Origin of the sequence: Sinorhizobium terangae (assembly GCF_009601505.1) — a bacterium.
Taxonomy (GTDB): domain Bacteria; phylum Pseudomonadota; class Alphaproteobacteria; order Rhizobiales; family Rhizobiaceae; genus Sinorhizobium; species Sinorhizobium terangae.
The window spans coordinates 78,274-99,759 of sequence record NZ_WITC01000036.1; the positions used below are offsets into that span (position 1 = coordinate 78,274).

The window sequence follows — 21,486 nt, forward strand, 5'->3', positions numbered from 1 at the left end:
GGTCCTTGAGGCTTCCACGCCCGTCAGTACCAGGCGTCGGGCATGCTGTTCTTTCGTCTGGCGACATAATCCACCAGAGCTTCGTCGATGGCTACATCCAGAGGCGGTGCTTCGTATTCGTCAAGCGTCTTTTTCCAGCTGCGGTTGGCGCGTGCCGCCATGTCCGTCTCGCCCTGCTCGACCCATTTCTCGAACGGTTCGTTGTCGGAAAGCGCGCTGTCCCAAAAAGCGGTCTGATAATTGCGCATCGTATGGTCGCAGCCGAGAAAATGGCTGCCCGGTCCGACCTCGAGGAAGGCATCCATGGCGAGCGCATTGTCGTCGACGACGACGCCCGCGAGATAGGAATGCAGCGCCCCGCAGAAATCGGTATCCATCACGAACTTCTCGTAGGACATGGCGAGCAGGCCATCGACGAAACCGGCCGAATGCAGGATGAAATTGGCACCGCAGTGGACCGCAGACAGCATCGACATGACGCCCTCCTGCATCGCCTGCGCATCCGGCCGCTTCGAATTGGAAAAGTTGCCGGCGCAACGCAGCGGCAAGCCCAGCCGGCGGGCGAGTTGACCGACGACCATGCTGCCGATCGCCGGCTCGGGCGTGCCGAAAGTGGGCGAGCCGGAGCGAAGCGACATCGATGACAGGAAATTGCCGAAGATCACCGGCGCCCCTTTTCGTTCGAGTTGCGTCAGCGCACAGCCTGCGAGCGTTTCGGCATAGGACTGGGCGATGGCGCCGGCATTGGTGACAGGCCCCATAGCCCCGCCCAGGATGAAGGGCACGATGACCGCCGCCTGATTGGCGCGCGCATAGGCGCGCAAGGATTTCGTCATCGTCCCGTCCCAGACGAGCGGCGAATTGACGTTGACGTTGCCGAGGATGACGCAATTCCTGTCGACGAAATCGGCGCCGAAGACAATGCGCGCCATCTCGATCGAATCCTCGGCACGTTCCTCGGCCGTGATCGAGCCCATGAAGGCGCGGTCGGAATACTTGATATGGCTGTAGACCATATCGAGGTGGCGCTTGTTGACCGGCACGTCAACCGGCTCGCAGATCGTTCCGCCGGAATGGTGCAGCCACGGGCTCGATTGGGCGAGCTTCACCAGATTGCGGAAATCCTCGATCGTGCCGTAGCGCCTGCCCTTGTCCAGGTCCATCACGAAGGGAGAACCGTAGGCCGGGGAAAAGACGACGTTGCGGCCGCCGATCTCGACGCTGCGGGCGGGATTGCGGGCATGCTGGGTGAACTGCGACGGTGCGGAACGGACGATCTCCTTCAGCATGCCCGGCTCGAAGGTGACCCGAGCCCCATCGACCTTCGCGCCGGCGCGCTTCCAATGGTCGAGTACCGCGGGATCATCGCGGAACTCGATGCCGACCTCCGCAAGGATGCGATCCGCGGTCCGCTCGATGCGCTGCAGGCTTTCCTCGCCGAGAATGTCGTAGGTCGGTATGTTGCGGACGATATAGGGAACGCCAAGATTGCTGCCCCCTTCCCGTCGCTGTGCGCGTGCACCGCGTGTTCTGCGGGGCGTCGCAACCGTTGCTGCTGACGTCGATTCCATTGCAACCTCCCATCATTTTTCATGATGCTAGTGACCATCAAGACCGTTGTAACGGTGGAAAAATTCGACGCATGCTATAAGGTGCATTTATGGAAAATCTGCGCCGCCTCCTTCCGTCCGCCGCCAGTCTCATCGTTTTCGAGGCAGCCGGCCGCCATCAGAATTTCACCCGCGCCGCCAACGAGCTCGGGATGACGCAAGCAGCCGTATCCTACGCCATCCGCGGTCTCGAGGACCAACTTGGCGTGCCGCTGTTTCACCGCGTGCACCGGGCGGTCGAATTGACTGAAGCGGGCGAGAAATTCCATGCAGACGTCTCGGTCGGCCTGTCGCGAATCCAGAAATCAGCCGAAGATATCCGCTCGAAGGGCCGCGAGACGAATGTTACCCTCGCAGCGTCCACCGCTTTCGCCTCGATGTGGATGCTTCCACGGCTGAACCGGCTGCGCGAAGACTTGCCGGAAATCGACCTTCGCATCCAGACCAGCGTGCGCGATCTCGACCTCGACGAGGAGCCGATCCCGCTCGGCATCCGAGGCGGTGATCCCGGTCACTGGCCACGCTATCATGCCGCCCTGCTGGCCGAGGAAGTGGTCAATGCCGTTGCGACGCCCGCCTATATCGAGGCGCACGGCCTGCCAGAGACGCCGGCCGACCTGTTGCGACACAATCTCATCCACCTCGAGGAACCCGTGCGGCGGGCCTGCGACTGGACGGAGTGGTTCGCAAGTGCGGGCCTTTCCTACCCGGTCCAGGGACGACGGCTGGCGATCAACGACTACGTGCTCGTCATCCAGGCCGTGCTTGCCGGTGAAGGGATCGCACTGGGCTGGGAGCACCTGATCGAGCGGCAGGTTCGCTCCGGTGCGCTCGTTCCGGTGGGCGGGCACGTCCTGAAGACCGGACACGCATTCTACGTCGTCTGGCCGCGATCGCGCGAGCTTAACACTCAGGCTCGGCGCATCAGAGATTGGCTTCTGGACGAGGGCTTGCGTGACCGCTGAAATCAAGCGTCACCGGGATGCCGCGCTGTCGCGATAGCGATCCGAAAGATAGCGCATCGTGGCAACGGCGTCCGCCGGCTTGCCGTAGAAATAGCCCTGTCCCATCCCGCAGCCAAGCGCCTTCAGCTTCAGCGCCTCGGCGAAATCCTCGATGCCTTCGGCGACGACCTCGAGCTCCAGCCCCTCGCACATCGAAACGATGGCCTTGATGATGTGCTCGGATGCCCGATCGGCGGAGATGCGGGATACGAAGGCGCGATCGATCTTCACCTTGTCGAAGGAAAAATCGCGCAAGCGGCCGAGGCTCGATTGCCCTGTCCCGAAATCGTCGAGCGACACGCGCACGCCCGCCGCCCGCAGTTCGGAAACGATCTTTTGCGCCACATCCGCATCAGCCATCACCGCTGTCTCGGTAATCTCGAGCTCCAGGCGGCGGGGGTCGAGCCCGACCTGGTTGATGATCGACAGCAGGCGCGAGCTGGTCGCCGGATCCATCAGCTGTGCTGAGGACAGATTGAAGGAAAGGAAGAGTTCCTTCGGCCAGGACAGCGCCGCCTGTGCCGCCTTGCGCAGCAACGTTTCGGCCAGCTGCTCGATGAATCCGCGCTCTTCGGCGAGCGGTACGAAGATCGACGGCGAGACGTAGCCGAGATCCGCGTCGCACCATCTCGCCAGTGCTTCGAAGCCGACGACCGTATCGCTGCGCAGGTCGACGATGGGCTGGAAATGCACATCGACCTGGTCGGCGATGATCGCGTTGCGCAACGCCTGCTCAATCTGAGTGGCGCGCTTCATTTCCTGGGCGATCTCCTGCGAATAGACGGTAATCTGGGCTCGACCCCGCCGCTTCGAGCGATAGAGTGCGGTGTCGGCGCTCTTCAGCAGGTCTTCAAAGCTGTCGCCCGCGAAAGGATAGACCGCGAAGCCGAAGGACGCAGAGAGCCGGACGTTTCGGTCGCCAAGATCGAAGGGAGCAGACAGGACTTCCTTCAGCACCCGGCCGAGTTTTTCCGCGCCATTGCGCTCGAAGATCAGCGGCAGCACGAAGGCGAACTCGTCGTCCGTGGTCCGTGTCACGGTCGCACCTTCCGGAACGCAGGCTTTCAGACGGTGCGCGACCTGCCGGAGGATCTGATCGCCGGCCTCCGGCCCGAACAGGTCGTTGATCGGCTTGAAACCATCGAGATTGGCAAGGCCAATGGTGAACGGAGCAGGGTCACTCGCGCGTTCGGCCGCAAGTTCACAGACCGTTTGGCGCAGATGCCGGCCATTACCCAGGCCGGTCAGTTCATCAAGAAGCGCCAACGCGTGCGTCACGTCAGTGATCTCATGACCCGCGACCTGCCTCCACATCATCGCCGCAAGCTCCCGCTGTCGGCCGATGCAAGCACTGCCAAACAGCCGTGGCGCCACGGCTCTCGCCGGTGGAGACGGACCTCTCGCATCGGGGAAGGTAGGGGCTGGGCGGCTGGACGAAGCACATACATTGCTGCGAGGCTCTACACTTTCTGGCAGTTCAACGCAGACGATGACAATCGGCGGTTAACAATCCCATAGCGCCTCGCTATCAAATCTATGGCCGGCCTCCCCAATTCTAGTGAGTTGACAGGATTCACGCCTCAGCCGGCGACACGCATGTTTCCGGCCGGCATGTATTTTCTAAGCACCGCCTCGATCATGTCCGGGCTGACCGGTTTCATGATGTGGTCATCCATCCCCGACGCTTCGCATTGCCTAAGGTCGATGTCGAGCGCCTGCGCCGTCACCGCGATGATCGGTGTCCGCCGCCCCGTCCCCACTTCGGCATCACGGATGGCGACTGCGGCGTCGAAGCCGTTCATGACCGGCATCGATATGTCCATCAGCACCAGGGCCGGCTGAAGTTCGTGCCAGAGCTCCACTGCCTCCTTGCCATTCGCGGCGATCCGATGGGAGACCCCGAGCCCCTCCAGTATCTGGGCAAACACGAACTGATTGATCTGATTGTCCTCGGCGACCAGCACTTCGATATCCGGGACATGCGTTTCGGGCGCAACGTCGCCTTCGAAGGAGATCCCCCAGTCCGCCTGCGAAGGCGACGTCCGCGATTGCGGACGCTCGGCGCAAACACGAAAGATCTCGGCAAGCAGGGCGCCGGCATCGATGTCGGCGGCGATCTTGAGGACGGCGCTCGCGTGCCAGCCGGCAAGGACGTGCTCGACGCTCGGGAATGCGCCGTCGACCACCAGGATATCGAGCTTTACGCCGCAACGTTCGGCAGCGGACGCGAAAGCTTCGAGCTCGTCGATATTGCGCACCGCACATGCGTCGAGACCGGAACCGCGCAAACGCGCCACGAGCCGTTCCTCCGCGCCTCGGTCGCCGGTCGCAAGCAGCACGCGCAGTCCGCGCGCCGGCAGGGTCTCGATCATCGATCCCGCCTCGACCAATTGCTGCACGTTCAATGCACGGAAGGGATCGTAGAAGTTCTGGGCCGGCGTAAAGATGCTGTAATCGAGGATCTGAAGGCCGCTGCTGGCCGTGCCGTCGCCCGTACCGTGATACCAAGCCGCGATATCGGTGACGTCGTTCATGCAGGTCACCACAAAATGACGGCCGGGCATGCCGATGCGATATTTGCGTGTCACGACCCAGAGATCGCTGCCGTCGGCGCGAACGATGTGTTCCGCCTCCGAGTATGGCTTGCCGGTTTCGAGCACTGATCGGTCCGACTGTTCGAACCGTTCCGCCAGTTCGGCGTCGACAAGGTCCCACGCGGAGCGCCCGAGGATCGCCTCCTGAGAAACCTCATGGATCGTGCAGAACGCCTTGTTGACGGCGATGTAGTTGAGGTTCCGATCCTTGACGCAGATTGGATTGGGCTGTGCGTCGAGGATTTCTTCGGTCAGTTCCACGCGCTCGAGGTCGGTCTGAAGCTGTTCGTCGCGCTTTTTCTGTTCCGAAACATCGGTGACCGACAACATGCCGATACCGCTCGACAGCCGGCGCTTGCGCAATGAAACCCAGCGTGTGCGACCGGCCCGCTCGACGCTCTCGTAGCGCTCGCGCCAATGAAGCGCCATGTGTTCGGCGATCCAGTCTTCCCTGTTTGCTCGGCGGCGGCTGTTTTCGGGTAGTGTGCCGGGACGCACACCGGTATCGTAGACGGCGCCCAGGAAGTCGCGGAGCCGAGTGCCGGGCGTCAACAGGCGGGCGGGAACCGGAAAGAACTGCAGGATCGAGGGGGTGGCGAAGAGGATCGTATCGTCTCGACCGCAGACAAGCAAAGCGAGGCCAAGCGCGTCGCAACTCGACTCGAGAATGATCCTGTTGATGTCTGCGCCGCCCGACGCCACATCGGTCATTACGCTGTCCTCATTCGCCGTCTGCATGGTTCGTTGCACCGGATGCAGCAATCTAAAGTTTCACAGCGGCCCTTGCGTGTCTGAAAAGACCCGCGGCGCCGGCGCGGCGGTTTCATTCCGGGACATGCTGGCCGGCCTCGGAAGGCGTCTCTTCGGGCGGAATGCGTGACGGCGTCCAGCAACGCCGCAGGGCTCCAAAGACAAAACCCGTGCTCATTCAGGTTGCTTTGGAAAATCGCAGCAGAACGTTAAAGGGGAATTAAATCATGGCCTCATTTTTCCTGTGACTATCGGTGGCGACCGCCCGTGTGACCGTCCCCCCGCGGCAGATCAAGCGCAGACACCCCTTTCCCTCGCGCGGCGAATCCGGGAAAATGAGCCATGATCATCAAGCAACTTTCAGAAACGCTCATCAACCAGATTGCCGCCGGTGAGGTCATCGAGCGGCCCGCCAGTGCTGCCAAGGAATTGATCGAGAATGCGCTCGACGCCGGCGCGACAAGGATCGAGATTGCAACCGCCGGCGGTGGCAAGACGCTGCTCAGGGTGTCCGACAACGGCAGCGGCATGTCGCCCGCCGATCTCGCTCTGGCGGTTCAGCGCCATTGCACCTCAAAGATCAGCGACAGCCTGACGGATATCCGGACTCTCGGCTTTCGCGGCGAGGCCCTGCCCTCGATCGGATCGGTCGCGCGCCTGTCGATCACGACGCGAACGGCCGGCGCCAGTGAGGGGGCGGCGATCGCGATCGCGGGCGGCAAGACCGAAGCCGTGCGCCCGTCACCGGCCAATGTCGGCACCGTCGTCGAGGTGCGCGATCTCTTCTTTGCGACCCCCGCGCGGCTCAAATTCATGAAATCGGAGAAGGCGGAAGCCGCCGCAATTTCCGAGGTCGTCCGCCGCATGGCGATCGCCTTCCCGAAGGTGCGCTTCGTGCTTTCCGGCTCCGACCGGACGACCCTGGAGTTCCCGGCCACCGGCGAAGACCGCCTGGCGCGGATGGCGCAGGTGCTCGGCAGGGATTTCCGCGACAATGCGATCGAGATCGACGCCGAACGGGAGGACGCCCGGCTTACGGGCTTTGCTGGCGTGCCGACCTTCAATCGCGGCAACTCGCTTCAACAATATGTCTTCGTCAACGGCCGGCCGGTGCAAGACAAGCTCATCCTGTCGGCCATCCGCGCCGCCTACGCCGAAACCATCCCCCATGGACGCTACCCGGTCGCCGTCCTGGCGATCGAACTCGACCCGGCGCTCGTCGATGTCAATGTTCATCCGGCGAAGTCGGACGTCCGGTTTCGCGATCCGGGGCTTATCCGAGGACTGCTTATCGGCGCGATCCGCGAGGCGCTCGCACGCGACGGAGACCGCGCTGCGACAACCGGCGCAAGCGGGATGATGCGCGCCTTCAGACCGGAGATGCAGAGGCCACAGCAACCCTGGGCGCCTGCGGCCTCTCCCTACCGGCCGCTGCATTTCGATCAAACTGCAAACGGCTTCGCAGAGGCTCCGCAGCGAGCCTTCGCGGAATTCTCGGAGCCGTCGGCACGCTCCGCCGCTCCGGCCGAGGACACGCGCGTCGCGGCTGCATCCCCCGCGTCCTTTCCGCTTGGCGCTGCGCGTGCGCAGCTCCACGAGAACTACATCGTTGCACAGACGGATGATGGCCTCGTCATCGTCGACCAGCACGCCGCACACGAACGCCTCGTCTTCGAGACGATGCGGACGGCGCTCCATTCCCGCCCGGTGCCCGCCCAGACCCTGCTCATCCCGGAGATCGTGGATCTCCCCGAGGATGATTGCGATCGGCTGATGGCGCATGCAGCGGAATTCATCCGGCTCGGCCTCGCAATCGAACGCTTCGGTCCGGGGGCGATCGCCGTGCGCGAGACGCCGGCGATGCTCGGCGAGGTGGATGCGGCCGGCCTGGTGCGGCAGCTTGCCGACGAGCTTGCGGAATGGGATACGGCGAACGGCCTTGCGGGCCGGCTTGAATATCTCGCCGCGACAATGGCCTGCCACGGCTCGGTCCGCTCAGGCCGCCGGATGCGGACGGAGGAGATGAACGCGCTGCTTCGCCAGATGGAAGCAACACCCGGCTCGGGTCAGTGCAATCATGGCCGGCCAACCTATATCGAGCTGAAGCTGTCGGATATCGAACGCTTGTTTGGTCGCAGCTGACGAGCGATCGACTGCCGGTACTGGTGTTTTGCCGGGCGCTGGGATAGACCAAGAAAGCAATCGAATTCGGAAGGCAGACGCAGGCAATGATGAACCGCTTTGAAGGAAGTTCCTCGCGCGAGGCGAAGATCCGCTATCTCGACGGCGACTTCCAGATCGTGCTCGCCGGATCACATGTCGTCTGTGCCATGACGGGCAAAGCGATCCCGGTGGACGAATTGCGTTATTGGAGCGTCGCCCGGCAGGAGCCCTATGTCGACGCCGCCGCCTCCCTCGAAGCGGAAAAACGCGCCGGTGCGCTTCCCAACCAGCGACGTTGAATTCGGTACGAGCCCTCCTCACAGAGTGACTGCTTTGGCCTCCCGCAGCTTGCGCGCCCGTGCGGCGGCAAGCGTCCGATCTATGATTTTGCCGGGCACCGACGGATCGTCGAAGCGCACGTCGATTTCGATCACGTTGCTCTTGGCCGCCAGTTCTCCCGCCCGGCCATGGCCAGGTTCGAGACGGACCATGTCCTTCGACGTGGTTACCAACGTATAGCCCTGGCTCGCGGCGCGATCGAGCAGGTCGGCAATTTCATCGTCGGAGAAATGGTGATGATCGGGAAAGCTTCGCGTCTCCTCGACGATTGCACCCGTCTCACGCACGGTCCGATAAAACTTCTCCGGATCGGCGATACCGGCCCAGGCAAGAACCTTGACACCCGCGAGCTTGCCATCATCGATCCGGATGGTTTCCGCGGCATAGACGGGCTTGCCCGCCCGTGCAGTCCGGCGGACCAAAGGGTCGGCCGCTGACCCGCTGCCGATCTTGAGGAGCGCTGTTGCGTGGCGAAGCTGGTCGGCAATCGGCGCGCGAACCGGTCCCGAGGGGACCAGGTGCCCATTGCCGATGCCTCGCCCGGAATCGACCACGAGCAAGGCAAAGTCGAACGCAAGCCGCGCGCTCTGGAAGCCGTCGTCCATGATGATGATGTCGGCGCCTTCGGCAGCGAGCCTGTGCGCACCCTCGACACGGCGACGGCAGACGACGGTCAGGGCTTCGCGGGCGAGCAACAGCGGTTCGTCGCCGACGTCCCGGGCACGGTGGTGATGCGGGTCGACGATCGTCGTGACGTCCAGCGAACCGCCATAGCCGCGGCTCAGGAAGCCCGGCTTCAGCCCCTTCGCCTTGGCGGCGCGCGCAAGCGCGATGGCGGTCGGCGTCTTTCCGGCTCCGCCGACGGTGAAGTTGCCGACGCAGATCAGCGGCACCGGCGGCGCGGCGCGGCGGGCGCGATCCATGCGCATTCCGGCGATGCGGCCATAAACCCAGGAAATCGGCCAAAGCGCATAGGCGCGCCAATCGGCCTTGGTCCACCAGAACGGTGGCGCTTCTGAAACCATTCTGCCTAATCTGCCTCCACGACCTGCCCTGCCCCCAAACCGGCCAGGAACGCGACTTCTACAGCGCGGCGGCCGCGCTGGGCTGAACAACGCGACCGACAAAAAACGTCAGAATGGGAAAAAAGGCAAGCCGGTCGGTGCCGAGACCTACAGCACCGCCTCCAGTTCCGTTATGTCCGCCAGGCAATGGTCCGAGGCCGCGGCAAGCGATTGGCGCGAGCCGGTGCCGGTCAGCACTGCGACCGTGAGACCGACGCCGGCGCTGCGCCCCATATGCATGTCGTGATTGTTGTCGCCGACGACCGCCACCTGATGCGGCGCCAGCCCCGTCGCCGCACAGAAACCCAACACCATGCCCGGCTCCGGCTTGACGCCATGGCCGCTGTCATAGCCGGCGACGTAGTGCAGGTAACCATCGAAGCCGAAGCGCTTGGCGGTTTCCCGGATCGACCGTTCGTTGTCGCTCGATGCGACGCCGAGGCGGTAGCCCTTCGCGTGAAGGCCGGCAAAGAAGGCGCCGAGATCCGTCACCGGGACGGCATAGTCCGCGGACTGCGCAAAGAGGCTGTCGAAGAGCGTCGTCAATTCCTCGACCGTGAAGGGCGCGCCGGCGCCAACCATGCCTGTGGCAATTTCCACCGTATTGCCGGCGGCAAGCAGGCTGTCGGGCGCAACATAGCCGCTGTCCGGGTCCATTCCGCCCGCCTGAAGCAGCACCCTCGCAAGCGCCTCGTCGCCTTTCGCGGCGATGCGCGCCAATTCGTAGTTCACCGGCACCCAGCTCTTCACGTAGTCGAGAAGCGTCCCGTCCTTGTCGAACAGGATGCCGACGATGGTTTTCGATGCGACCATGATCCGATCCGCAATTGGCGCTTCAGCCTTCCATACGCGGCTCCAGCCGTGCCTTCACGACCAGCGGGTTGATATAGGGCTCAAGTCCCTTGATCGTCGCCGTCAGCGCGCCACGCATCTGTTGCACGCTTTCGAGACCGGCGTCTATCATCGAGCGACGCATGTCGTCGTTGCCGAGCAGATAATTGACGCCCTTGGCCAGCATCTCGACATCGCGCACGATCTTGGCGCTGCCGTTCTTGGCGAGCATCTGATAGGTTTCGCGGAAATTCTGGACATTGCCGCCGGAAAGTACCGCACAGCCAAGCATGGCCGGTTCCAGCGGATTCTGACCGCCTTCGGCGAAGAGCGACCGACCGACGAAGGCGACCTCGGTCAGGCGCAGATAGAGACCCATTTCGCCGATCGTGTCGCCGAGGAAAATATCGACGTCCGGCGTCAGCGGGTCGTTGCGCGTCCGCCGCGCGACCTTCAGTCGCCTGGCGATCAGTGCTGTCTCCACTGCATCGCAGCGCTCGGGGTGGCGCGGGACGATGATCGTCAGGAGACCGCTTCTATCCTTCAAGGCGCGGTGAACGGTCGCCGCGGCATCCTCCTCGCCGTCGAAGGTTGAGATCGCCGCCCAGGTCTTGCGTGCTCCGATCTGCTGGCGATACTCCTTGAGCGCCTTCGGGTCATGCGGCGGAGCGTCGGTGTCGACCTTGAGGTTGCCGGACACCATGACCGGGAGTGCGCCGAGCGTGCGAAAGCGTTCCGCGTCCACTTCGGATTGCGCGATGACGAGCGCCAGGTTCTCGAAGAGAGCCTCTGCGAGCGAGGGCCGCTTTTTCCAGCGCGCGAAGGTCCGGTCCGAAAGGCGGCCGTTCACCAGGACCTGCGGAATGTGCCGGCTGCCGAGTTCGACAATGGTCATCGGCCAGATTTCCGATTCTGCAATGATCGCCAGATCCGGCTCCCAATAGTCGAGGAAGCGGCTCACTGCGGGCTTGCAATCGAGCGGCACATATTGGTGTACGACGGCAGAACCCAATCGCTCAGCGGCAACCCGGGCCGACGTCGTCGTACCGGTGGTCAGCACCACGGAGATGCCACGGCGGCGGATTTCCTTGATCAGCGGTGTGACGGCGACCGTTTCGCCGACGCTCGCAGCATGGAACCAGACCAACGGTCCTTGCGGGCGCGGCGCGCTTGCATGGCCGTAGCGCTCGCGGCGGCGCGCCGGGTCCTCCTTGCCTTTCGCTGCGCGTATGGCGAGATACGACCAGGCCAGGGGATAGATCGCCGTCCCGATCCAGCGATAGCTGGAAAGCGCTAGCCGTGCACGAAGGCTGCTCATGAATACGCGCCCTCGCCCATGTGCCACCTGACACGGATGTCATGCACAGTCCGGGGGCAGGCACGCCGTGCGCGTCCGAATGACATCGACATCAATCATTTTCCGGATCGAGCAGCCGATGCATATGAACGATGAAATAACGCATATGGGCGTTGTCGACCGTCATCTGCGCCTTGGCCTTCCAAGCGGCATGAGCGCTGTCGTAGTCGGGAAAGATGCCGACGATGTCGAGCTTGTCCAAATCCCGGAAGTGGACGTCGGTAAGCGTCGTCAGCTCGCCACCGAAGACGAGATGCAAACGTTGCTTTTTCGCGGATTCTTGAGCCATCGTAATTCCATTTATTCTTGAAGGGTGTTGATTTGCGGCATTCGCCTCCAAAGGTCAATGGGGCTCCAACGGGCGGGAGGCGGCAAGCAAAGCCGGCAGCGCCTGCCTCGAACCCGCGCCAAGAATGCCGTGCGTGACAATGGGGCGATTGTAGGACAGAGGCAGGCCGTCCAGCCCGCAAAGCGCACCGCCTGCCCGCGCAAGAATGAGGTCGGCAGCGGCAAGATCCCAGTCATGCGAGTTCTTCTTGACGATGGTTCCGTCGATCCGTCCGTCCGCGATCATCGCCAGCCGGTAGGCAAGCGATGGCACATGCTGAACGCGCACAATTTCTTCGCGGTAGGGCGAAGCCAGCTTGCCGACCAGATCCTCCGCCATCGCAACCTTCAGCGTCTCCTCGCGCTCGGGCACGCGCACGGCGATCGCGGTTCCGTTCTTCAGCGCCTCGCCGTCGCGGATGGCCTGAAATACCTCGCCGAGCGCCGGCGCATAAAGCGCGGCCGCAACTGGCTGGCCCCGATGGACGACGGCGACGCTCACACACCAAAGTTCACGGCCAGCGATGAAGGCACGCGTTCCATCGATCGGATCGACCACGAACACGCTCTCCCGGGAAAGGCGGCTCTCGTCATCATCGGTCTCCTCGGAAAGCCAGCCATAATCGGGTCGGGCACCCAGCAACCTTCCCTTGAGGATGTCGTTGGCGGCGAGGTCCGCCTCGCTCACCGGCGAGCGGCCCTCGTTCTTCCAGCGCACGTCAAAGGTCTTGCGAAAATATCCGAGCGCGGTGTCGCCTGCGGCGATCGCCGCAGCGAGGATCAGCTCAAGGTCCTCGCTCCAGGCAGGCGTGAACGGTCGGGCTGTTTCTGACATTCAACTCCATACGCGCAAGACCTTCCCGCGCGCCTCAATGTTGGCGGAACACCCCGCCACAGCTCCGCGCGTCTCATCAGACGCGCAAAAAACGCTGTAGCACTTTGAATTGCTGCCTGTCTTTGTCCTCAAATCGGGGTCGATTTAAGGAGGCATGCAGTAGCGATCAGGTTCCGGCGAGCGTCATGCCTTCGATGGCAAGGGTCGGCGCAGCAATGCCGAATTTCCTGTCGATATCATCGGCAGGCGTCAAAGCCATGAACATCTGCTTGAGATTGGAAGCAATCGTTACCTCGGATACGGGAAAGGTGATCTCGCCATTCTCGATCCAGAAACCGGAAGCGCCGCGGCTATATTCGCCCGTCACCATGTTGACGCCCTGGCCGATGAGCTCGGTGACGTAGAAACCCGTCCCGACGCTCTTTATCAGGTCGTCGCGCGAGATCGTTCCGGGCTCCAGGGCGAGATTGGTCGAGGCGGGATTAACCGTCGGGCCGCCGCGAACGCCGCGTCCATTGGTTTCGAGCCCCAACTCCATGGCCGCTGAGGTCGACAGGAACCAATGCCGCAGCACACCGTCCTCGACCATCGACAGTTTCGATCCGCTCACCCCCTCGCCATCGAAGGGGCGCGACGAGGCGCCGCGGACGATCAGCGGATCATCGGTCACTTCGATGCCGGCCTTCATGATCTGCTTGCCCATCATGTCGCGCAGGAAGCTCGTCTTGCGCGCCACCGATGCGCCGTTGATCGCACCCGCCAGATGACCGACGAAACCGCGCGCAATGCGCGGGTCGAAAACGACAGTGACGTTCTTTGCGGTCGGAACCTGGCGCGGGTTGAGGCGCGCGACCGCCCGTTCGCCAGCGACGCGGCCAATGTCCTCGGCCGTTCGCAAATCATCGAAATAGAGGCGGCTGTCGAAATCGTAGTCGCGTTCCATCTTCGTGCCCTCGCCGGCAATGGCGCTGACGGAGCGGCCGAAGCGAGTTGCCATGTAGGAGCCCGAGAAGCCATGCGAGGTAGCCAGAACGAGTCCGCCCATGCCGGCCGAAGCACCGGCACCGCTTGAGTTGGTGACGCCGAAGACGGCAAGGGCCGCCTCCTCGGCGGCAAGTGCAGCCTCGGTCAAGGCTTCGGTCGATACCTCGCTGCCATCGAAGAGATCGAGGTCCGGGTAGGATGTCGCAAGCCGGCCGGAGTCAGCAAGGGATGCGTATGGGTCCTCGGGCGAGGCCTTGGCCATAGCGACCGCACGCTCGGCAAGCACCTTTAAATCGAAGCCGGGATTTGCCGAGACACTTGCGACCCGGCGCCCGACGAAGACTCTCAGCGAAAAGTCATCGCTTTCGGAGGCTTCCGTCGCTTCGACCTTGCCGAGCCGCACAGAAACCGAGCGGGAGCGGCCCCGTACGACCACCGCATCCGCAGAGTCCGCGCCGGCCCGGCGCGCGAGTTCAACGAGCTCGGCGGCTTGCTTCTCCAAAGCAGCGGAATCGATCATCTCAGACATGATTTGGCCTTTCATTCCTGCCCCATTTATTGTGCACTGAACCATGCATCAAGGGTATCTTCGTGATTCCCCGCCCCAGCATCCAAATGATATCCGGCAAAAGCCCTGCATGCAGGGCCCGCAGCAGCCGTGACAGCGAGAGCATCGAGCATGCAGACGACATCGTTTCTCTATACCCAGGCGCTCATGCTGCTCGGCGGCGCCGTGCTCGCGGCACCGCTCTTCAAGCGCCTGGGGCTCGGCACGATACTCGGCTATCTCGCAGCCGGCATCCTGATCGGCCCGGTCGCGCAACGGATTACCGAGGGAGAGGAGATCCTGCACGTTTCGGAACTCGGGGTCGTGTTCCTGCTCTTCATCATCGGTTTGGAATTGAAGCCTTCGCGCCTGTGGCAGATGCGGCGCGACATCTTCGGACTGGGTGCTGCGCAGGTTGTCCTGACCGGCCTCGCTCTCTCCTCCCTGATCGCATTCGCCGGCCTTCTCGAATGGAGGGGAAGCATCATTGCCGGTTTCGGGCTTGCGCTCTCGTCGACGGCCTTCGCAATGCAGATCCTCGACGAGAGTAACGATACCAATACGCGCTACGGCCAGCGCGCCTTCTCCATCCTGCTCCTGCAGGATCTGGCGATCGTTCCGCTGCTCGCCCTCATCCCCTTGCTGGCAGCGCAAGCTCCGGAAGACGCGACGACGCCATTTCAGGACTTCGCGATTGCGGTCAGCGCCATCGCCATTCTCTTCTTTGCGGGCCGTTATCTGCTCAATCCGCTCTTCCAGGTGATCGCCCGCACCGGAGCGCGCGATGTCATGATCGCGGCCGCCCTTCTCGTCGTCATGGGCGCGGCGACATTGATGCAGCTTGCCGGTCTTTCGATGGCGATGGGTGCCTTTCTCGCCGGCGTGCTCCTGGCGGAATCGTCCTATCGCCATGAACTCGAAGCCGACATCGAACCCTTTCGCGGTATCCTCCAGGCGCTGTTCTTCATGGCCGTCGGCCTGTCTCTGGAACTCGGCGTCATCGTCGAAAACTATCTCCTGATCATCGTTGCAGTGCCGTTGCTGATGCTGGTGAAGAGCCTCGTGCTCTATTGGCTTTGCCGCATCACCGGCTCCCGCCACAACGACGCGCTGCGCATCGGCCTTCTTCTGCCCCAGGGCGGCGAATTCGGCTTCGTGCTTTTCACCGCGGCGGCCGCTGCGGGGGTCTTTTCACAGGGAACCTCGTCGCTGCTCGTCGCCATCGTAACGCTCTCGATGGCGCTCACCCCCGTCGCGGCGATGCTCTCCAAGCGCTTGATGCACGAGCAGGACGAGTTGGCCGATGAGATCGAGGAGGACTTCGAGGGTGCCGGCGCCGACGTGCTGATGATCGGCTTTTCCCGTTTCGCCCAGATTGCCTCACAGATCCTGCTCGCCGGCGGCCGCGACGTGACCATTATCGATCACTCCGCCGCGCGCGTGCGCCAGGCCGCAACCTTCGGCTTCCGCATCTATTTCGGCGACGGTACCCGGCTCGACGTGCTGAGAGCCGCAGGCATCGAGCGCGCGAAGCTCGTTGCGGTCTGCACGCAGAAGAAGGAAACCACGGACAGGATCATCAGCCTTGTCCAGGCCGAGTACCCGAACGCCCGCATCTTCGCCCGCTCCTACGACCGGCTGCACACACTGGAACTGCGTGCCAGGGGCGTCGATTACGAACTGCGCGAGACCTTCGAATCCGGCCTGCTCTTCGGTCGCAAGACGCTGGAAGCACTGGGCGTTGGCGACGACGAAGCAATCGCCATCATGGACGACATCCGCCGTCGCGACGAAGCGCGCCTCGTTCTGCAAGAAGCCGAGGGCATCTCCGCGGGCCGCGACATGCTGCACTCGCGGCCGGTGAGGCCCGAGCCGTTGGTCAAGCCGAAGCGCGAAGTCAATCACTCCGCCGACACCGAGGAGCGGATCCTGCCGAGCCTTCCGGCCGAGGACCCGCCGCAGAAGGACGAGACGCTGGCGCAGACCGACTGACAGGGGCCTCGCCCTCAGCCGATCTCCTTCCAGCTCTCGATCCGCTCGGAAAGCGCACGCTTGAATTGCTCCTTGGTACTTGCCGTCGCGGCCAGGACCTCGTGGGCGCGCAGGAAATCGAGAACCCGGAAGCGCCCGACATCGGGACGCATCAATATGTCGGGCGCGCCGTCTTTCATTTTCATCGCAATGATGGATTGCATCATCAATTGGCTCGTGCCGAACAGGCTGTCGATCCGGCTCGGTATCGTTCGCCCGTCGCCATCCGGACCACCGACGACATCGATAGCGACCAGAATATTCGCCAGGCCGCGTAAGTGATCGAATGGGATCGGATTGTAGATGCCGCCGTCGATCATGACTCGGCCATCGATCTTCACCGGCATGAATACGGCCGGCAGGGCAGCGGAGGCGGCAAGCGCCTTACGCAGGTCACCGCTTTCACAAACGCGTTCTGTTTGACCGTAGTAGTCCGTCGCCGTGACCTTCAGCGGGATCAACAGATCGGAAAAGCGGCTGGGAATCGCTTCGGGCAGAAAGGCGTTCAGGACGCGCTCAATGTTGAACCGGCCGAAATGGAGCCCGTTCGACACCGCCTCGGAAAGGGTCGTCGGCCTCAGTCGCCACAGCCGGTTGAGCACTTCGCCGCGATGGCCGACGGTCGACAGCACATGGTGCCGGATCTCCTCCCCGCGCATCCCGGCCGCCATGCCGGCGCCCATGAGCGCACCGATCGACGAGCCAGCGATCGCCACGGGCCGGATGCCCATCTCGTCGAGGGCCTCGATGATGTGGATATGTGCAAGTCCCCGCGCGCCTCCGCCTCCGAGCGCCAAGGCAACCGAGGGGCTCTGCCCCGCGGTCGGTTGCACGACTTCAGACAAGGTATCCTTCCGCATCACGCTCGTCTCCGCTCATCCGACGGGCACCCGATCGGCCGCTTTAGCACGTCGAACTGCTACACGATTTTGTCCTTAAATCGATTCCGATTTAAGGGAATCATGCAGTAGTCACTCGCCGCGGAATCGGTAGAAATGCATCCGCGTGTCGCCAAAAACGCGCACATCAAGCAGCTCGAACTCTGCCGGCAGCCGCGGCTCAATGTCGGCCCGTTCCTCGAGAATTGCCAGAGCGCCGGGGACGAGCCACTTGCCCGCAGCGGCCGCCGCAAGTGCACGCTCGCCGAGCCCCTTGGCATAGGGCGGATCTGCAAAAACCAGATGAAACGGCTCCATCGTCCCGACCGGCCCAAGATCGGTGGCGTCGCGACGGAAAATCTTGGCGCGCCCCTGAAGTCCGAGCGTCTCGATATTCACCCGGAGCAGCCCCCTGCCCTCGACACCCTGCTCGACGAAGAGCGCCTGCCGACAGCCGCGCGACAAGGCCTCGAGGCCGACCGCACCGGTACCAGCAAAGAGATCGAGCACGCGGGTGCCGTCGAGCGCTTCCGGATAGGCGTGGCTCAAGATATTGAACAGGCTTTCACGCGTCCGATCGGTCGTCGGACGGATATCGTTGGACTTGGGCGTGGCCAGGACGCGGCCGCGAAACTCTCCCCCGACGATCCGCAAGGCCGATTACTTCCCCTTGCCCCGGGGCTTGCCGCCGCCGGGGCGGCCGCCCGGCTTGCCACCGCCCGGCTTGCCGCCGCGGGGGCCGCCGGAGCGCTGGCCTGGCGATTTCCCTTGACTGGGCTTGCCGGCCGGCTTTCCGCGCGGGCGGTCGCCGGAAGGGCGGTTGCCGCCCTCACGACCTTGAGGCCGATCGCCTTCGCTGCGGTTTGTGCGCGGCTTTCCGGAGAATGCGCGATTTTCGCCCCCGGCGCGTGCCGGGCGCTCAGCGCGCGTGCGTTCACTGCTTTCGCGCCGCGGCGGGCGATCGCCATGATCCCGCGATTTCCGTTCTGCTGGGTCAGGCCGGCGTCGGCCGAAGCCACCTTCGCGCGCGTCGTCCTTGCGGCGCACAGGTTCGCTGGCGCTGATCCAGTCTCCATCTTCATCGCCGCGCTTGACGACCGACCGCGGAGCGCGCTCCGGGCGGACAGCGCCCTTGGCTGCTGCGCCTTTGCGGTCGGGATCGAACTTTCCCGATGTCTTCGTCGCCAGGCCATCCTTGGTGCGGCCATAGCGTTTCGTCTTCGGTGCGCCTTCCGGACGCTCGCGGCGCACGGGAGTCGCCGCTTGATCATCCGCCGACTTCGGCTTCTTTTCGGCTATCGGGCGTGCGCCCGGCGCCATCCAGACGTTGGCGGTGCGGCTGCGCTTTGCCGGCACCCGAGCCGGGCGGTCGGCAGGTCGGCCGCCGGAACGCTCGCCACGATCGCGCGAACGGCCTTCGTCGCGCCGCGTGTCGAGGCGTGCAAGCGCACGCTCGCGCTTGTCCTCCGGCTTTTCGCGCCGCCCGGCGCGCTCCGCCTTGCCGGCATCCTCGGCAACCTCGTCACGATCACCCCTCTCGGCCGCCGGCTGATCATTGTAGAGAGGCGCGTCGAAATTCGCCTTCGCGTCCTCGATCAGGCGAGGGCCGAGCTGGTCCCGCAGCGTGCGACCACGAATTTCCTGAACTTGGCCTTCCGGCAGGTCGCCCAACTGGAAGGGACCATAGGAGATGCGGATCAGTCGGTTCACATCAAGACCAAGCGCGCCGAGCACGTTCTTGATCTCGCGGTTCTTGCCTTCGCGCAGACCCATGGTGATCCAGACGTTCGATCCCTGAACCCGGTCGAGCGTCGCCTCGATGGCTCCGTAGAGGACACCGTCGACGGCGATGCCGTCCTTCAGCCGATCGAGCGCTTCCTGATCGATCTCGCCGTGAGCGCGCACGCGATATCGACGCAGCCAGCCGGTGGACGGCAGCTCGAGCACGCGAGCGAGCCCCCCGTCATTGGTCAAGAGCAGCAGGCCTTCGGTGTTGATGTCGAGGCGGCCGATCGAAAGCACGCGCGGCAGCCCCTCCGGAAGGTTCTCGAAAACCGTCGGCCGGCCTTCCGGATCGGCGTTGGTCGTCACCAGCCCAGCGGGCTTGTGATAAAGCCAGAGGCGCGTACGTTCGATGCCGCGGATCGGGTGACCGTCGACCTCGATGCTGTCGGCAAGCGTTGCGTTGACGACAGGCGTGTCGAGCACGACGCCGTTGAGCTTGACGCGCCCTTCCATGATCATCCGCTCGACATCGCGGCGGGAGGCAACGCCGGCGCGCGAGAGGATCTTCGAGATGCGCTGCGGCTCATCCGCACCGGGCGCGCTTGCAGCCGGCCGAATGTTGGCGGACGGGGTGGCGCCCGTCTTCTTCTCACCGGAACGAGGTTTCTTTTCCCGGCCGTTGGTCTTGCCGCCGGGCCGCGTGGACTTGTCTTTGGATGTCATTTGTGTTGCCTGCCTTTTGCGGCTGTCCTATCAGGTCAAGCGCCGTGGGTTAAGAGAAATTATTGATCGAGCGATGACGGATACGACACGCTTCATGGATGCGGCCCTCAAGGAGGCCCGGCAAGCGGCAGCACGCGGGGAAGTGCCGATCGGCGCTGTCGTCGTGCTCGACGGCAAGATCGTCGCCGCTGCCGGAAACCGCACGCGCGAACTGAACGACGTCACCGCCCATGCCGAGATCGAGGCGATCCGGAAGGCCGCCGCGATTGTAGGCGGCGAACGGCTGACCGGTGCGGATCTCTACGTCACGCTGGAACCTTGCACCATGTGCGCCGCGGCGATCTCCTTCGCCCGAATACGCCGCCTCTATTACGGTGCGGAAGATCCGAAGGGCGGCGCGGTGGATAGCGGCGTCAGGTTCTATGCATCGCCCACCTGCCACCATGTTCCGGATGTCTATTCCGGCCTTTCCGAGCGGGAAGCCGCCGATATCCTTCGCGATTTCTTTGCCGGCAAGCGCTGAACGGTCGAGCGGTTAACTGTCGGCAAGGGCCTTGAGCGCCGCCCCCGCAAGCCGGTAGCGCTTCCATTCCGCCATGGGCTCCGCGCCGACTGCCTCATAAACCCGGATGGCCGGCTCGTTCCAATCGAGCACGCTCCATTCGAAGCGGCCGCAACCTTGCGCAAGGGCGATGCGCGCAAGATGTTTCAGAAGCAGCTTGCCGGCACCCGAACCGCGGTATTCAGGTGTGACATAGAGGTCTTCGAGATAAAGACCCTTGCGCGCTTGCCAGGTGGAAAAGCTATAGAACCAGATGGCGAAGCCGGCAGGCACGCCGTCGATCTCGCAAATCACCGCGTGGGCGACGGCGTTCGGACCGAAGAGCGAAGATTGCAAGAGCTCGATGGTCGCTTCGACCTCATGCCCCGCCTTTTCGTAGATCGCGAGCTCCGTGATGAAGCGCAGAATCGTCTCCGCGTCTTCCGGGACGGCGTTGCGAATGCTGGGCTTCATGGCTTAGAACGGCCAGTACCACTTGGTGCCGGAATTGGCGATCTGCGCCTCCTTCTTGCGGCGGCGTTCCTTCACCTTTTCCGGCTCGCCGAGATCCGTTTCGGCACCTTCCGGGAGACGACGATATTCGATCGGCGGATCGCTCAGGAAGCGACGCTTGTCCGAATACGCGCCCTGCTCGATCTTGCGGGCCTCGCGATAGGCCTCCTGCTGCTCCTTGGCCGAAAGGCGGCGGCCATTGGCGCTCGCCTTCGCCAGAGGCGAGACATAGTTGGGATCGTTCTTGTTGGCGTCCGCCTCGTCACGCAGGCGCTCACGGACCTCCTCCGGCGACTCGACCCACTGCGGGTTCGTTTCGCGGTTCGCCATTGACTGCTGCGGCTCGATCAGAGCTGTCTGCTGTCCCTGCGGCGGCAGCACGAGCGCCGGGCGGGGTTGATATTTGACCGGATCGCGCTTCGGCGGGGCAAGGCTCACGGCGCTGCCGAGGTCGTCAAGCAGTTGTTCGCCTGCCGACTTGTCCGTACCGTAGGTTGGACCACCGATGCAGCCCGAAAGCACCAAACCGCCCGCCACGATGGCGGCAATGCTGGCGACAACTCGCAACTCTCGCGTCATTTCCATGAATTTCCTTCCAGCCAGCCGCACCCCACATGCCGCGGCCACTCAGCGCCCCTTGGCCGAAAAATCCGCCAAATTTCGGGCAGGT

Annotated in this window: 19 protein-coding genes; 5 read left to right on the plus strand and 14 right to left on the minus strand. The window is 63.5% G+C overall.

Annotated features, from left to right (window positions below; translation table 11 throughout):
- Positions 1–23: 23 nt before the first annotated feature.
- The gene (locus GHK62_RS08770) at positions 24–1,571 is read right to left on the minus strand and encodes a trimethylamine methyltransferase family protein (protein ID WP_153438169.1); all 1,548 of its coding nucleotides are present in this window, start codon (positions 1,569–1,571) and stop codon (positions 24–26) included.
- Positions 1,572–1,660: 89 nt separating this feature from the next.
- Here GHK62_RS08770 and GHK62_RS08775 point away from each other — a divergent pair, with 89 nt between their 5' ends.
- Positions 1,661–2,575, plus strand: coding sequence for a LysR substrate-binding domain-containing protein (locus GHK62_RS08775; protein ID WP_153438171.1), 915 nt, complete (start codon positions 1,661–1,663; stop codon positions 2,573–2,575).
- A 9-nt stretch (positions 2,576–2,584) separates the two neighbouring features.
- On the opposite strand, the gene GHK62_RS08780 is transcribed toward GHK62_RS08775, so the two are convergent.
- Positions 2,585–3,928 carry a putative bifunctional diguanylate cyclase/phosphodiesterase gene (locus tag GHK62_RS08780; RefSeq protein ID WP_380785562.1) on the minus strand — a complete coding sequence of 448 codons (1,344 nt, stop codon included), beginning with the start codon at positions 3,926–3,928 and terminating at the stop codon, positions 2,585–2,587.
- Positions 3,929–4,194: 266 nt separating this feature from the next.
- Positions 4,195–5,919, minus strand: coding sequence for a response regulator (locus tag GHK62_RS08785; protein ID WP_153438175.1), 1,725 nt, complete (start codon positions 5,917–5,919; stop codon positions 4,195–4,197).
- A 381-nt stretch (positions 5,920–6,300) separates the two neighbouring features.
- Between GHK62_RS08785 and mutL the strand changes: the two genes are divergently transcribed.
- Together mutL and GHK62_RS08795 are read left to right on the plus strand one after the other, a co-directional pair.
- A complete protein-coding gene (gene mutL / locus GHK62_RS08790) occupies positions 6,301–8,100 on the plus strand; it encodes a DNA mismatch repair endonuclease MutL (RefSeq protein ID WP_153438176.1) in 1,800 nt (599 codons plus the stop codon).
- An 86-nt stretch (positions 8,101–8,186) separates the two neighbouring features.
- A complete protein-coding gene (locus tag GHK62_RS08795) occupies positions 8,187–8,420 on the plus strand; it encodes a DUF2093 domain-containing protein (protein WP_136507310.1) in 234 nt (77 codons plus the stop codon).
- 18 nt (positions 8,421–8,438) lie between these two features.
- Here the strand turns inward: GHK62_RS08795 and lpxK are convergent, their stop codons facing one another.
- From lpxK to GHK62_RS08830, 6 genes are all read right to left on the minus strand, one after another.
- Complete coding sequence (gene lpxK / locus GHK62_RS08800; RefSeq protein WP_153438178.1) at positions 8,439–9,485, minus strand: tetraacyldisaccharide 4'-kinase; 1,047 nt, start codon at positions 9,483–9,485, stop codon at positions 8,439–8,441.
- Between the two features lie 147 nt (positions 9,486–9,632).
- Positions 9,633–10,337, minus strand: coding sequence for an HAD family hydrolase (locus tag GHK62_RS08805; protein ID WP_153438180.1), 705 nt, complete (start codon positions 10,335–10,337; stop codon positions 9,633–9,635).
- Between the two features lie 22 nt (positions 10,338–10,359).
- On the minus strand, positions 10,360–11,673 hold the full coding sequence (gene waaA / locus GHK62_RS08810) for a lipid IV(A) 3-deoxy-D-manno-octulosonic acid transferase (protein WP_153438182.1): 1,314 nt from the start codon (positions 11,671–11,673) through the stop codon (positions 10,360–10,362).
- 91 nt (positions 11,674–11,764) lie between these two features.
- On the minus strand, positions 11,765–12,001 hold the full coding sequence (locus GHK62_RS08815; RefSeq protein ID WP_153438184.1) for a DUF4170 domain-containing protein: 237 nt from the start codon (positions 11,999–12,001) through the stop codon (positions 11,765–11,767).
- A gap of 54 nt (positions 12,002–12,055) precedes the next feature.
- On the minus strand, positions 12,056–12,874 hold the full coding sequence (locus tag GHK62_RS08820) for a 3'(2'),5'-bisphosphate nucleotidase CysQ (RefSeq protein WP_153438186.1): 819 nt from the start codon (positions 12,872–12,874) through the stop codon (positions 12,056–12,058).
- Positions 12,875–13,040: 166 nt separating this feature from the next.
- Complete coding sequence (locus GHK62_RS08830) at positions 13,041–14,387, minus strand: TldD/PmbA family protein (protein ID WP_153438188.1); 1,347 nt, start codon at positions 14,385–14,387, stop codon at positions 13,041–13,043.
- Positions 14,388–14,537: 150 nt separating this feature from the next.
- Here GHK62_RS08830 and GHK62_RS08835 point away from each other — a divergent pair, with 150 nt between their 5' ends.
- The gene (locus GHK62_RS08835; RefSeq protein WP_153438190.1) at positions 14,538–16,397 is read left to right on the plus strand and encodes a monovalent cation:proton antiporter-2 (CPA2) family protein; all 1,860 of its coding nucleotides are present in this window, start codon (positions 14,538–14,540) and stop codon (positions 16,395–16,397) included.
- 14 nt (positions 16,398–16,411) lie between these two features.
- On the opposite strand, the gene GHK62_RS08840 is transcribed toward GHK62_RS08835, so the two are convergent.
- From GHK62_RS08840 to GHK62_RS08850, 3 genes are all read right to left on the minus strand, one after another.
- Positions 16,412–17,296: a patatin-like phospholipase family protein gene (locus GHK62_RS08840; RefSeq protein ID WP_153438192.1), complete on the minus strand. Its 885-nt coding sequence runs from the start codon at positions 17,294–17,296 to the stop codon at positions 16,412–16,414.
- Positions 17,297–17,407: 111 nt separating this feature from the next.
- A complete protein-coding gene (rsmD, locus tag GHK62_RS08845; protein WP_153438193.1) occupies positions 17,408–17,968 on the minus strand; it encodes a 16S rRNA (guanine(966)-N(2))-methyltransferase RsmD in 561 nt (186 codons plus the stop codon).
- Between the two features lie 6 nt (positions 17,969–17,974).
- Positions 17,975–19,762: a pseudouridine synthase gene (locus tag GHK62_RS08850; protein ID WP_153438195.1), complete on the minus strand. Its 1,788-nt coding sequence runs from the start codon at positions 19,760–19,762 to the stop codon at positions 17,975–17,977.
- A gap of 73 nt (positions 19,763–19,835) precedes the next feature.
- Here GHK62_RS08850 and GHK62_RS08855 point away from each other — a divergent pair, with 73 nt between their 5' ends.
- Positions 19,836–20,285 (plus strand): nucleoside deaminase, encoded by a 450-nt coding sequence (locus tag GHK62_RS08855; protein ID WP_153438197.1) that lies wholly within the window; start codon positions 19,836–19,838, stop codon positions 20,283–20,285.
- A 12-nt stretch (positions 20,286–20,297) separates the two neighbouring features.
- On the opposite strand, the gene GHK62_RS08860 is transcribed toward GHK62_RS08855, so the two are convergent.
- Together GHK62_RS08860 and GHK62_RS08865 are read right to left on the minus strand one after the other, a co-directional pair.
- Complete coding sequence (locus GHK62_RS08860; protein ID WP_153438199.1) at positions 20,298–20,777, minus strand: GNAT family N-acetyltransferase; 480 nt, start codon at positions 20,775–20,777, stop codon at positions 20,298–20,300.
- Between the two features lie 3 nt (positions 20,778–20,780).
- Complete coding sequence (locus tag GHK62_RS08865) at positions 20,781–21,401, minus strand: hypothetical protein (protein ID WP_153438201.1); 621 nt, start codon at positions 21,399–21,401, stop codon at positions 20,781–20,783.
- Between the last annotated feature and the right edge of the window lie 85 nt (positions 21,402–21,486).

Coding starts and splice junctions, on each gene's coding strand:
- GHK62_RS08830 (WP_153438188.1), bottom strand. CDS start 14,387: ATGTCTGAGATGATCGATTCCGCTGCTTTGGAGAAGCAAGCCGCCGAG.
- GHK62_RS08855 (WP_153438197.1), top strand. CDS start 19,836: ATGACGGATACGACACGCTTCATGGATGCGGCCCTCAAGGAGGCCCGG.
- GHK62_RS08865 (WP_153438201.1), bottom strand. CDS start 21,401: ATGGAAATGACGCGAGAGTTGCGAGTTGTCGCCAGCATTGCCGCCATC.
- GHK62_RS08850 (WP_153438195.1), bottom strand. CDS start 19,762: ATGACATCCAAAGACAAGTCCACGCGGCCCGGCGGCAAGACCAACGGC.
- lpxK (WP_153438178.1), bottom strand. CDS start 9,485: ATGGTTTCAGAAGCGCCACCGTTCTGGTGGACCAAGGCCGATTGGCGC.
- GHK62_RS08780 (WP_380785562.1), bottom strand. CDS start 3,928: ATGTGGAGGCAGGTCGCGGGTCATGAGATCACTGACGTGACGCACGCG.
- GHK62_RS08770 (WP_153438169.1), bottom strand. CDS start 1,571: ATGGAATCGACGTCAGCAGCAACGGTTGCGACGCCCCGCAGAACACGC.
- GHK62_RS08785 (WP_153438175.1), bottom strand. CDS start 5,919: ATGACCGATGTGGCGTCGGGCGGCGCAGACATCAACAGGATCATTCTC.
- GHK62_RS08835 (WP_153438190.1), top strand. CDS start 14,538: ATGCAGACGACATCGTTTCTCTATACCCAGGCGCTCATGCTGCTCGGC.
- GHK62_RS08840 (WP_153438192.1), bottom strand. CDS start 17,296: ATGCGGAAGGATACCTTGTCTGAAGTCGTGCAACCGACCGCGGGGCAG.
- waaA (WP_153438182.1), bottom strand. CDS start 11,673: ATGAGCAGCCTTCGTGCACGGCTAGCGCTTTCCAGCTATCGCTGGATC.
- GHK62_RS08820 (WP_153438186.1), bottom strand. CDS start 12,874: ATGTCAGAAACAGCCCGACCGTTCACGCCTGCCTGGAGCGAGGACCTT.
- GHK62_RS08775 (WP_153438171.1), top strand. CDS start 1,661: ATGGAAAATCTGCGCCGCCTCCTTCCGTCCGCCGCCAGTCTCATCGTT.
- mutL (WP_153438176.1), top strand. CDS start 6,301: ATGATCATCAAGCAACTTTCAGAAACGCTCATCAACCAGATTGCCGCC.
- GHK62_RS08815 (WP_153438184.1), bottom strand. CDS start 12,001: ATGGCTCAAGAATCCGCGAAAAAGCAACGTTTGCATCTCGTCTTCGGT.
- GHK62_RS08795 (WP_136507310.1), top strand. CDS start 8,187: ATGATGAACCGCTTTGAAGGAAGTTCCTCGCGCGAGGCGAAGATCCGC.
- GHK62_RS08860 (WP_153438199.1), bottom strand. CDS start 20,777: ATGAAGCCCAGCATTCGCAACGCCGTCCCGGAAGACGCGGAGACGATT.
- GHK62_RS08805 (WP_153438180.1), bottom strand. CDS start 10,337: ATGGTCGCATCGAAAACCATCGTCGGCATCCTGTTCGACAAGGACGGG.